Annotated in this window: 11 protein-coding genes; 9 read left to right on the top strand and 2 right to left on the bottom strand. The window is 68.9% G+C overall.

Features of this window, described 5'->3' with window-relative positions:
• Positions 1 to 15: 15 nt before the first annotated feature.
• The 9 genes from OG598_RS11920 to OG598_RS11960 all read left to right on the top strand — a co-directional run bounded on the left by OG598_RS11920 (position 16) and on the right by OG598_RS11960 (position 9,024).
• Positions 16 to 1,998, top strand: a complete 1,983-nt coding sequence (locus tag OG598_RS11920; protein ID WP_328654476.1) for an ABC transporter ATP-binding protein — start codon at positions 16 to 18, stop codon at positions 1,996 to 1,998.
• Between the two features lie 11 nt (positions 1,999 to 2,009).
• Positions 2,010 to 2,576, top strand: a complete 567-nt coding sequence (locus tag OG598_RS11925) for a kinase (RefSeq protein ID WP_328654477.1) — start codon at positions 2,010 to 2,012, stop codon at positions 2,574 to 2,576.
• Positions 2,573 to 3,484: a phosphotransferase gene (locus tag OG598_RS11930; RefSeq protein ID WP_328654478.1), complete on the top strand. Its 912-nt coding sequence runs from the start codon at positions 2,573 to 2,575 to the stop codon at positions 3,482 to 3,484. The genes OG598_RS11925 and OG598_RS11930 overlap by 4 nt, the downstream gene beginning before the upstream one ends.
• Entirely contained in the window at positions 3,481 to 4,875 is a 1,395-nt protein-coding gene (locus OG598_RS11935) for an MFS transporter (RefSeq protein ID WP_328654479.1), read from the top strand. The genes OG598_RS11930 and OG598_RS11935 overlap by 4 nt, the downstream gene beginning before the upstream one ends.
• The gene (locus OG598_RS11940) at positions 4,872 to 5,324 is read left to right on the top strand and encodes a TSCPD domain-containing protein (RefSeq protein WP_328654480.1); all 453 of its coding nucleotides are present in this window, start codon (positions 4,872 to 4,874) and stop codon (positions 5,322 to 5,324) included. Before OG598_RS11935 ends, OG598_RS11940 begins: the two co-directional genes overlap by 4 nt.
• Before the next feature lie 42 nt (positions 5,325 to 5,366).
• Positions 5,367 to 5,936: a nucleotidyltransferase family protein gene (locus tag OG598_RS11945; RefSeq protein ID WP_328654481.1), complete on the top strand. Its 570-nt coding sequence runs from the start codon at positions 5,367 to 5,369 to the stop codon at positions 5,934 to 5,936.
• Between the two features lie 34 nt (positions 5,937 to 5,970).
• The gene (locus OG598_RS11950) at positions 5,971 to 6,840 is read left to right on the top strand and encodes a carbon-nitrogen hydrolase family protein (protein ID WP_328654482.1); all 870 of its coding nucleotides are present in this window, start codon (positions 5,971 to 5,973) and stop codon (positions 6,838 to 6,840) included.
• Positions 6,841 to 6,842: 2 nt separating this feature from the next.
• A complete protein-coding gene (locus tag OG598_RS11955; RefSeq protein WP_328654483.1) occupies positions 6,843 to 8,573 on the top strand; it encodes a GNAT family N-acetyltransferase in 1,731 nt (576 codons plus the stop codon).
• A gap of 253 nt (positions 8,574 to 8,826) precedes the next feature.
• Positions 8,827 to 9,024: a hypothetical protein gene (locus OG598_RS11960; protein ID WP_328654484.1), complete on the top strand. Its 198-nt coding sequence runs from the start codon at positions 8,827 to 8,829 to the stop codon at positions 9,022 to 9,024.
• Positions 9,025 to 9,084: 60 nt separating this feature from the next.
• On the opposite strand, the gene OG598_RS11965 is transcribed toward OG598_RS11960, so the two are convergent.
• Both OG598_RS11965 and OG598_RS11970 read right to left on the bottom strand, forming a co-directional pair.
• Complete coding sequence (locus OG598_RS11965; RefSeq protein ID WP_328654485.1) at positions 9,085 to 9,855, bottom strand: carbon-nitrogen hydrolase family protein; 771 nt, start codon at positions 9,853 to 9,855, stop codon at positions 9,085 to 9,087.
• Between the two features lie 185 nt (positions 9,856 to 10,040).
• Positions 10,041 to 10,862: a sugar phosphate nucleotidyltransferase gene (locus OG598_RS11970; RefSeq protein WP_328654486.1), complete on the bottom strand. Its 822-nt coding sequence runs from the start codon at positions 10,860 to 10,862 to the stop codon at positions 10,041 to 10,043.
• Between the last annotated feature and the right edge of the window lie 223 nt (positions 10,863 to 11,085).

Here is an 11,085-nt window from a genome sequence, read left to right on the forward strand (position 1 = left end):
TGAGGATGTTTGTCCATGACGCAGACGACCACCACACAGAACCCCAGTACAGCGGGCCAGCCGGGCATCGCGCGACCGGAGTCGGTCTTGCCGGAGCTACGGGCCACATGGTGGGAGACGGGAGTGCGTGCCCGGGCGGAAGCGGGCGTGTTCACCGTCTTCGCGGAACTCCCCCGGCTTGTCTGGGCCGCTCTGGGCGTCAGTTGGCGTGCAGACCGGCTGCGTACGGGCGTGGTGGCGGTAGCGACGGTCGGCGCCGGGGTGATGGCGGCCTTCGGCCTGTTGGCGACGCAGCGGGTGTTGGTGGAGTTGTTCGCCGGCGGGCCGACCGCGGACAAGGTCCGGGCGGCGTTGCCCGCGCTGGCCGTGCTGGCGGTGGCGGTCGCGCTGCGTGCGGGGATGGGCATCGCCACGGGGTACGCGCAGAACGCGTTGACGCCGCAGGTGAGCCGGGAGGTGGAGCGGGGCCTGTTCGAGGTGTCCACGCAGGTGCGGCTGGAGGCGTTCGACGCCGACGCGTTCGCCGACGACATGGAACGCGCCTCCCGAGGCACCGAGTCGGCGATCGGCCTGGTGCAGTCGTCGATGAACCTCCTCGCCGGGCTGGCCGGCGTACTGGCGGTGGCGGTCGCGGTCGTGGTGATCCACCCGCTGTTGCTGGTGGCGTTGTTGGTGGCGACGGTGCCGAACGGGTGGGCGGCGCTGCGGGCGGGCCACCTGCGGTATCAGACATACACGGCCGGGTCGGTGCGCCGGCGCCGGCTGTGGCTGTTGCAGCGGTTGATGGCCGAGCGGGCATCCGCGCCGGAGCTGCGGTCGTACGGGCTGCGCCGGTTCCTGCTCGACCAGTACGACCGGGTCATGCAGGTCGAGACCGACATCCAGCTCGTCCTGGCGCGGCGGGTCACCACCACCACCTCGGTCGGGGCGATGATCGGAGGAGTAGCCACCGCCGCGGTGTACGTCCTGCTCGGCCTGCTGCTGATCGACGGGCAGATCCCCCTCGCCGCCGCGGCGACGTGCGTGATCGCCGTGCAGTCCGCGCAGCGTTCCCTCGCCATCGTCACCTTCCAGGTCGACCGCGTCTACACCGAGGGTCAGCACTTCAACGACTACACCGGGTTCATGACCCGCGCCGCCGCCTACCTCCCGGGCAGCAGCGGACCGGTGTCCGCGACGGGCCCCGAACGGCTGCAGGAACTGACCGTCAGCGGGGTGAGCATGCGCTACCCCGACCGCGACGCACCCGCCGTCGACAACGTCACCATGACCATCACCGCCGGGCAGACCGTCGCGTTCGTCGGGGAGAACGGCTCGGGCAAGACGACCCTCGCCGCGATGATCGCCACCCTCCGCAGCCCCAGCGAAGGCGTCATCGAATGGAACGGCCAGCCCATGTCGGAGTGCGACATCGACGGGCTGCGAGCCAGGATCGCGGTAGTGACGCAGGAATACCACAAATGGCCGTTCACCGCGGCCACGAACATCGCCATCGGCAACGTTGACACCGATGCCCGGCAAGACCTCATCGAGTCCGCCGCCGCCCGCGCGGTCGCCCACGACATGATCACCGAACTGCCCCACGGGTACGAGACACTGCTCGACCGGACCTTCGCCCGAGGCCAGGACCTCTCCGGCGGGCAGTGGCAACGCATCACCGCCGCCCGCGGCTTCCTCCGCGACGCCGAACTGCTCATCATGGACGAGCCCTCCTCCGCGCTCGACCCCCGCGCCGAGGACGCCCTGTTCCAGGCCATCCGCGACCGCAAGGGCCGGGCCACCACGATCCTGATCACCCACCGGCTCGCGAACGTCCGCCACGCCGACCGGATCTTCGTCCTGCACCACGGCCGGCTCGTCGAGGCCGGCAGCCACGACGACCTCATCGCCACCGGCGGCCGGTACGCCGAACTGTTCGCCCTTCAGGCCGCCGGCTACGACGCCACCCCGAGCGAGGACAGCCCCATCCCGCAACAGCACCGACCCGCCTCGCGATAGGAAGAACCGTCATGGACCAAGCGGCGCCCACCGGCAACTCCGAGACGATCCTCATCAGCATCCGCGGCAATTCCAGCGCCGGGAAGAGCACCATCGCCACGGCGTTGCGGCGCCGGCACGGCCGCGGCTGCGCGATGGTCGGCCAAGACCATATCCGTCGGATCCTGCTCAGGGAACGCGACAAGCCCGGCGGCCTCGCGCCCGCGCTCATCGCGCAGAACGTCCGCTTCTGCCTCGACCACGGCTACCACGTGATCCTGGAAGGGATCATGCACACCGCCCGCTATCGGAGCATGCTCACCGAGCTGCGTGACGCGCACCGTGGGCGAACGCTCTTCGTCTACCTCGATGTGTCACTTACCGAGACCTTGCGACGCCACGAGACGCGTCCCTTGGCGGCGGAGGTGTCGCCGGAAAACCTGCGCAGCTGGTATACCCCGCGCGACGTCCTCGGCTGGTCCAACGAGCTCGTCCTGCCGGAGACCACCATGCTGGAGCAAGCGATCGAGCGCATCGCCACCGTCGCCGGCCTGCCGTTGACCGGCCGCGACGACGACCTGCTCCCGGCCGTCCCATGACTTCACCCCAGACGTCCAGCGCAGGCAGTGCCGGTCTCGTGGCGGACGGGGCGGATGACGTGTTCGCGGCGCTGGTCGCCCGTGCCGCTGCCGCAGGGGTGGGTACCGGCCGGGTGGTGCACCGTACCGACAAGGCCGTCGTCGCCACCGGCCGCCGCGACGGCCGACCGGTGATCGTGAAGCTGTTGACCACCGACGACCCGTACTGGGTAGGCCGGCGCCAACACGAGCTGCGCATGTACGAACTGTTCACCGATCAGCCACCCCCCGTGCGCGTGCCGCAGGTCCTGTACGCCGACGCTCGCCTGACCGTCCTGACTCAGCTACCTGGGCAGCGCCTGGACGACCAACGCCACCTCACTCGCGACGTCAGCCCGGCCACCGCACAGCTGGTCCTGGACACCCTCGACACCGTCGCCGCCTGGATGCCAGCACCGCCGCTGCCGCAACCTGTCGATTACCACGGCCGCATCGGCGCCGAACACACCGCCGGACTCCTCGACGACGCCGACCAGCACGCCCTACACACCCTCGTCGACCAGCTCGGACCGGACCGGGTCACCGCACACGGCGACCCCCTACCCGCGAACCTGCTCCTCGACCGCGAGCACTGCGCCCTCATCGACTTCGAGCACACCGGCAGCTACCTACCCGGCTACGACCTCGCGCTACTGCACATCATCGGCGCCGCAGCCAGCCCCACCCTCACTGCCGCGATCGCCGAACATGTGCACATCGCCGACATCACGACGGCCTACTACGTCAACCTGCTCCTGCTGACCTGCAGAGAGATCCGCCTGCACACCGTGCTGCCAGCAGGCGACTCGACCACGTCCCGGCTCGCGTACCTGCGACAGCTACTCAGCCAAGCACGCCGCGACGTTCAGGCACTGATGCGATGGGCATGAACCGGACGACCGCCATCCCGCGGGCCCACCGCAGCCCCGCAGACGGCTCACAGGCACCTCCCCCGCTGAGCCGTGACTTCCACCGGCTGTGGGGCGCATACTCGGTCAGCCACCTGGGATCCGCCGTCGGGGCGGGCGCGCTGCCGCTGGTCGCGATCCTGCTGCTGGACTCATCGGCTCTGCAGATCTCCCTGCTCGCGGTGATCTCCGGCCTCGCTTCGGCGGTCATCGTCCTGCCCCTGGGCCCTTGGGTGGAGTTCCGGCGCAAACGGCCCGTGATGATCGGCGCCGACCTGCTGCGCTTCGCGGCCCTGGCCAGCGTCCCCATCGCCGCCGCGCTAGGCGCCCTGACGTACGAGCAGCTGTGCGTCGTCGCCGTCGTGCAGACCGCCGGCACCATCGTGTTCGGCGCCGCCAGCGGCGCACACCTGAAGCACCTGGTCACCGTCGATCAACGTGTCACCGCCAACAGCCGATTCGAGACCTCCCAGTGGACGGCGAACAGCCTCGGCTCACCCATCGGCGGTGTCCTCGTGTCCTGGCTCGGCGCTACCGCGTCCATCACCGTCGACGCCGCGAGTTTTCTGATGTCCGCGCTCGGGATCCGCCGCCTGCGCAGCCCCGAACCGCCGCCACCTGCGCGGCAACCCGCCCCGAGGCGGGGCCGGGAAGCCATCGAAGGATGGCGGCACATCCTTCACCACGCGGGCCTGCGGGCACTGTTCGTCAACGCCGTCGTCTTCGGCGGCGCCATCACGGCCAGCACGCCCATCATCGCGGTGTTCATGCTCCGCGACCTACACCTGGCGCCCTGGCAGTACGGCCTGGCCCTCGGACTGCCCTGCCTCGGCGGCATCCTCGGCTCCCTCACCGCCGGCCCCCTCACCACCCGATACGGCCTCCGCAGGGTCCTGCTCACCACCGGCGTCGCCCGCACCCTCTGGATGGGATTCATCCCCCTCGCCCCGCCCGGCACACCGGGCCTGATCATCATCACCCTCGCCGACACACTCCTGCTGTTCATGGCGGGAACGTTCAATCCCACCTTCGCCGCCTACCGCATGAACCACACCAGCGAGCACTGCCTGTCCCGCGTCCTGACCGCCTGGTCCATCACCAGCAAACTCACCCAACCCCTCTTCATCGCAGCCGCCGGCATCCTCGCCGCCGCCACCGGCCCCCGCACCGCCCTCACGGCAACCGCCGCCCTCACCCTCACCAGCGCCGCGATCCTGCCATGGAAGACCACCCCGAACAGCCCGCCCCACACCCCCGCCGCGAACCCGCCCAGCGGACGTCGCCTACTGGCACGTCGTTCCGGTAGCGCGAGCACCGGCCTGTCTACCGCCGTCACGGCCACCGCCACCACACCCAGGGAGAACGCAGAATGAGCGATGACAACCCGCAGCGGCGGGCACCTCGCCGGTACGCCGGCACCACGACTGATTTCGTGCTGGACGGCACCACGGGGCGCCTCACCACGGCCACCTCGTCCGGGCAGCTCACTCACGTCGAGCTGCGCGTCGGCAAACACGGCTCCACCCTGGCCGGCCTAACCGAGGCGCTGTCCACGGCGATCACCACCGGTCTGCAAGCCGGCGCGCCCCCGTCCGAGTTCGTGGCCCCGCTACGGCACACCCACTACACCCCTTCCGGCGCCACCACCGACCCGGACGTGCCGCACGCGACCTCGCTGAGCGACTACCTCGCACACCGCCTCCACCAGCAACACATCAGCACCCCGCCGCACCCAGACGCCGCGCAGCTGCCTGGAGACATTCAAACCAGCACGCAGCCACGACTGCCCACGGCCAGCTGGTTGCCGCACCCCCGCAGCTGACCCGACCTCGATCAACCTGGACCTGCCGGAGGTGAAGAGGGCATGCGCGATGACGAGTTACGCGGTCTGGTTGGCGGGAGCCAGCCGCTGATGCGGGCGCTGCGCACCGTGCGGGACTCGGGCCTACCTGACGCCTGGATCGGCGCCGGTGTCCTCAGGGACCTGGTGTGGGACCAACGCTACGGGCACGGATTCGACTTCTCGCAAGCTCGGGATATCGACGTGGCATTCTTCGACCCCACCGACCTGACCCGCACCAACGACGAGCACGCCACCGAACATCTGACGGCGATCTGGCTCGGACCGCCATGGGAGGCGAAGAACCAGGCCGCCGTGCACACCTGGTACCCCGCCCGATTCGGAGGCGACCCCGTCCCCGCGCTGCGAAGCATCGCCGACGCGGTCGCGACCTGGCCCGAATACGCCACCGCCGTCGCGATCCGTCTCGACGCCGGCGGGCACATCGCTGTCTGCGCACCCCACGGACTCGATGACCTTCTCGACGGCATCTGGCAACGCAACCCGACCCGAGTCAGCCAGGTCGTGTCCGCGCAACGACTAGCGCGGCAACGCCCCGCCCACCGCTGGCCCCGAGTCCGAGTCCTCAGCTGATCACCCGCGATGGACGCCAGGAGGCTCGCCCCAAATGCTCGACGCCCGCCGAATGGACGACTCGTCCACTCTCACGATCGCTGCCGCCCAACCGCCAGTCACCTGCGACGCCACGCTCAACGGCACCGCAATCCGTGCGCTCATGCGCCGCGCACGTCAGCAGGGTGCCTACTTGGTGCAGTTCCCCGAAGGCGCCCTGTCCGGCTACGCCGGGCAGGCCAAGGACCACTTCGCCGGCTGGAACGTCGACTGGACAATGCTACGGCGGGAGCTGGACAAGACGGCCGCGCTCGCGGGTGAACTCGGCCTGTGGGTGATCCTGGGCAGCAATCACCGACTCAGCGGCGAGCACCGTCCGCACAACAGCCTGTACGTGATCTCCGACCAGGGACGCATCGTCGACCGCTACGACAAGCGCTACCTCTCCCACACGGAGATCACCCGCTTCTACACCCCCGGCTTCACACCAAGCGTCCTCGACATCGCGGGATTCAAGCTGGGGCTGGCACTTTGCATCGAGATCAACTTCCCGGAGATGTTCCTCGACTACCTGCACAGGGGCGTGGACTGCGTCCTGTTCTCCACCTTCTCCGAAGACCCGATGTTCGCCGTGATCGCCCAGGGCCACGCCGCCACCATGAGCCAGTGGGTGAGCGTCTCGGTGCCCGCGCAATGCAGCACCGCCATGCCCACCGGAATTATCGGCCCTCACGGCGGCTGGCTCGCCCGCTGCGCACCCGATGGCACAGCCGACCTGGTCTGCGCCACGCTCGACCGTGACGCCCCAGAGCTGCGCATCGCCGTGCAGCACGCCCGCCCCTGGCGCACCACCGCCCGCGACGGCGCCATCTACCGGCAACGGCGCGTGGACGATCCGCGCAGCCACAACCGCACCGAGGGGTGACAGTGGCGCCGAACCAGGCGCCACCCATCGAACAATGTCGTATAGCGACGGTACGGTCACTCCTGGCAGTTTGTTGTGGTGGAGGGAGCTTGCTCGTGGTCAAGCGCAGCAGCCGATCTCGGCGCAGGGAACCGATTCGCCGGCCGATTCCAGCAACACGACTGTCCGCCTCGGCGGACAGGGTCACCGACCTGACCGGGCAGCGCCTGGTCGACGGCTGGCCGGTGACCGAGCAGGTGCGAGTGCGGCTGGCCCGCGGCGCGGATATGGCCGCAGTGCGTCGGCTCACCGCGCTGGCCGGTGTCCATCTCGAGGACGAGGTCGTCGACGACGTGGACGCCGGTGTCGGCGGGGCCGCGTTGCGGGCCGGCTTGGACGGTGGTCCGGACACGTTCATGCGATACATGGCCGAGAAGTTCACCGGCCCGCAGGCCATGGATCCGAGGAGGCTGCTGCCGCCGGCGACGCTGGTGCTGGTGGCCGAGCACGACCAGCGCGGCGTTGTCGGAGCGGTGGTCGCGTACCCGCCGGGTGGTGTGCTCAAGCAGCTGGTCGAGCATCAACGGCGGGCAGGGTTGGGCAGTCAGCAGCTGTTTCAGCTGGTCATGGCTGGCGTGATGTGGATGGTGCGGATCAAGGCGATCGCGGTCGACGAAACGATGCGCGGCCGCGGGATCGGCAGTGCGTTGCTGCATCGCTGCCAGCAGATTTACGCGCACTGCGGCTACATGATCACGTATGGGCAGATGGCCGACAGCCCGGAGCTGGAGCGGTTCTACCGCAGCCACGGCTTCGACGTGCTGGAGCGTGACAGCGGGTTCGACCCGTGGGTGGTCCTCGGGGTTCACGCCGAGATCCGCCCCGACCCGGGTGAGCGCACGTTCGTCCAGCATCAGAAGGCAGGCGCGAATCGGAGGCCCGGTCGGGTGCCGGCACCACGACACAGCAGCAGGACGCCGTTTGACCCGGGCACCCTGGCCCTGCATGACGATCACCTGCCGGCACTGCTGACGCAGGGCTCTGGGGAGTTGCTCGCCATCCAGTTCCTGCCCCTGCTCTGGGTCAAGATGGCCGAGGGGCAGCGCGCCAACGCTTGCATCGACGCGTGTGCGCAGCTGCGGTACGCCTACCAGCAGTTCGGGATCGCCGCCGAGATCCTGCCGGTCGGTGTGGTGATCCACGACCCGGACGGCGGTCGTACCCGGTACGCGACCGACGAGCCGAGCTGGTACGACGACACCACCCTGGTCGGGCACACCATCCTGCTACTGCCCGAACACGACAGACTGGTGGATCCGACCATCGAGCAGGTACCAGAGGTCCGGGCACTGCGACAAGGTCCGGTCATCGGGCGGCTTCCTGAGCCGAACCGGCAGGCGCTGCGTGACGGCGAGACCAGCTTCGCCGTCCAACGCGCTGACCTGCTCATCGAGTACCAGCCGGTCCGGCCCGAGCATCGGGATCGACTGCTGAGCGGGCCGCTGCTGGCACGTAACGACGTCCAGTATCGGCGCGGCGCCGTCAACCTTGCCGCAATGGCCGTACAGGCGTTCCGCGATGCAGGAGCCGCCGATCGCATCCGGCAGACCACCGCCTTCCCCCGCCTAACGGCGCTGCTCGATGCCATCGGCGACGCTCCGATTGGCGTCGACGAAACCACCAGCGATGTGCTGATTCACCTGCCCGGGGGCCCCGTCCGGCTCGACCAAGTCCCGGTCCCCCGATTGCCGTAGGGGGATGACGGTAGTCCCGACTGCGGAATGCCTTCACCGCTCGGTTGACGGCTATGGGACGCGGATCGGGCATCGTCGCATCGACTATTCGCGCGGCGCGTGGACGATTCGCGCAGCCACGAGCGTACTGGGAGTGACAGGGGTGCCGAACTTACGCGGCTTGTACCGTGGCCGACCTCAGTTCCCGCTGATGATCGTCGGTCATGGTCGATTCGACCACGCCCACGTTCCCGCCAGCCTGCGGAAACAACTGATGGAACTAGCCGCCAGCGACACTGCCCATTGGGGTCTGCTTTTCGTGCTCGACGCCCGAAGGCGCCGTTGGACCCTCTTCTCCCCCGACGCGGAGTACGCGGCGCTGTTCGCACCCGCCGCCCACACCCTGAACCTCGACGTCGACGTCTTCACGACGAAGTTCCCCTGCTGGAGCAGCGGATGGCGGATCACCTAAATAGGCCACCTGCGTTCGCCCGGGGATCGCCTCGGGCTCCAACCGGCGTCAGCGGCAGCGTCACCCACACTTGGCCTGACCCGGCGGCTCACAGCGTCCGATGTCGGCGGTCGCCATGCCCGGCGTCATCTCCGCGACCTGCGCGACGACCTCGCCCTGCGGGCTGATGATGTTCGTCGGCCCGTAGCCGATCCGGTCCGCGCCACGCTCACCGGTGACGTCAGCTGACACCAGCCACATGCCGCTCTCCCGGGCCCGGGCGGCGCGGATCGGGGTGTGCCGGTCCTTCCAATGCAGGGCGGAGGCGCGGCGCATCATGTTCTGCGCTGGGACGAGGAGCAGTTGTGCGCCCTGCGCCGCCACCGCCGCGGCCGCAGCAGGTACCCGGGTGTCAGAGCAGATGTTGATGCCGAACAGCACGCCTTTAACCTCGAAGGTTGGGTAGTCCTGACCTGGAGTAAAGAGCGATTCTCCCGGCATGAGGTGGGTTTTACGGTAGACGCCGAGGAGCTCACCGCCGGCCACGACGACCGCTGAGTTGAAGTACTGGCCCGCCCGTCGTTCGATGACACCGAGGACAAGGGTCTGCCCGATCCGGCCCACACGGCGCAGCAGCGCAGCGAACGACGCGGAGCGCAGATCCATAGCGTGGGCGTCCAGGTGCTGCTCCTGCACGAGATAGCCCTGCAGAAAGCACTCCGGGAACAGCAGCAACTCCACATCCCGCTGATCAGCTTCGCGGCCGAACTCCTCGATGCACTGCACCGCCGCGCCGACATCGCCCAGAATCTCCGGGGTCTGACAGGCCCCCACCCGCATCACCTCGGCCACTCCGAAACCCTAGCGAGGTCCGACGACGTTGCTGCTTGCGCGATGACAGTGGGGACGGCACCGCCGCTGCGGGACCTCCTGTGAGACTGGCCGGCGTGGAGGGTCACGGCACGCGCAGACGGGCAGCGTTTCCGCCGCCGGGTTAGCCGGTCTGAAGGCGCTTGTACGACCGGGACCGGTCAGGCCTAGGGCATGGCTGCGGCGTTGTTGGCCGCGAGCCAGCCGGCGGGACTGCCGCAGTCATGGTACTCACCGGTGACGGGGTGGATCAGTACGTCGTTGTCGCGGGCGAAGGCGATGACGGCGTCGGTGGCCTGGTACTCCCCGTTGGCAGCCGGAATCAGCTCCTGGAAGTAGGCCACCGCGTCAGCGGGTAGCAGGGTACGGCTGATGTTGATGTACGCGGTCGGCTCGTCGTAGTCGTGCGGCTTCTCTAGTAGCTCGTCGAGCAGTTCATGACCCTCGGATGCTCGCGGGTGGAGGATGCCGTAGCGGTGGGCCTCGGCGCCGGGCACCGTGGCGGCGGCGAGCGCAGCCGGCACTCCGGCGGCGACCCGGGCCGCGGCGAGGTCGGCCAGGTCCGATCCGCCGTCGTTGCGAAGCAAAAGGTCGTCGCCGGCCACCAGGAGGAAGTCGTCGCCAGCGATGAAGTCAGCGGCGACGATCGCGGGCAGCGCGGTGCCGTAACGGTCGTCGCGCGGCTGTTCGATGAACGTGAAGTCGGCTTGGCTGTGCAGGTCGACGACGGACGCGTACTTGTCCTGCCAGCCGCGTGCGGTGAAGTAGTCCTTCAGGTCGTGGTCTTCGGTGAAGTAATGACGCACCTGGCGGCCGATCTCGCCGGGGGCGGTGACGATCGCGATCTCACGGGTGCCTGCGGCGACGCAGTCAGCGACCGCGTAGGCGACGACTGGTTGGTTGAGGATCGGCAGCATGCACTTGTTGATCGTTTTGCCGATCGGGAAGAAGCGGCTGCCCATGCCGGCGACAGCGATGACGGCCCTCACGTGCTTACCTTTCGGTTGGGTTACACCGGCCGTCAACGTGTAGCGACAGTGAGCCGGGCGGACCAATGCAGCTTACGCATAGCATTGGGTCGATTCGGGCACCTAGTGGAGGCGCGCACGGGCGCAGGCCGCCGGCGACGGCGGCCTCGATCCCTCTGCGTACGAGAACGACGCCTGTCCGGTGTCGTCTACCGAGACTCAGGCACCGAATGCACACCCCGGA

Source organism: Micromonospora sp. NBC_00330 (assembly GCF_036136635.1).
GTDB classification, from domain to species: Bacteria; Actinomycetota; Actinomycetes; order Mycobacteriales; family Micromonosporaceae; genus Micromonospora; species Micromonospora salmantinae.

Excerpts from the sequence above, each read along its gene's own strand:
- OG598_RS11920 (WP_328654476.1), top strand. The coding sequence starts at position 16 with ATGACGCAGACGACCACCACACAGAACCCCAGTACAGCGGGCCAGCCG.
- OG598_RS11925 (WP_328654477.1), top strand. The coding sequence starts at position 2,010 with ATGGACCAAGCGGCGCCCACCGGCAACTCCGAGACGATCCTCATCAGC.
- OG598_RS11930 (WP_328654478.1), top strand. The coding sequence starts at position 2,573 with ATGACTTCACCCCAGACGTCCAGCGCAGGCAGTGCCGGTCTCGTGGCG.
- OG598_RS11935 (WP_328654479.1), top strand. The coding sequence starts at position 3,481 with ATGAACCGGACGACCGCCATCCCGCGGGCCCACCGCAGCCCCGCAGAC.
- OG598_RS11940 (WP_328654480.1), top strand. The coding sequence starts at position 4,872 with ATGAGCGATGACAACCCGCAGCGGCGGGCACCTCGCCGGTACGCCGGC.
- OG598_RS11945 (WP_328654481.1), top strand. The coding sequence starts at position 5,367 with ATGCGCGATGACGAGTTACGCGGTCTGGTTGGCGGGAGCCAGCCGCTG.
- OG598_RS11950 (WP_328654482.1), top strand. The coding sequence starts at position 5,971 with ATGCTCGACGCCCGCCGAATGGACGACTCGTCCACTCTCACGATCGCT.
- OG598_RS11960 (WP_328654484.1), top strand. The coding sequence starts at position 8,827 with ATGGAACTAGCCGCCAGCGACACTGCCCATTGGGGTCTGCTTTTCGTG.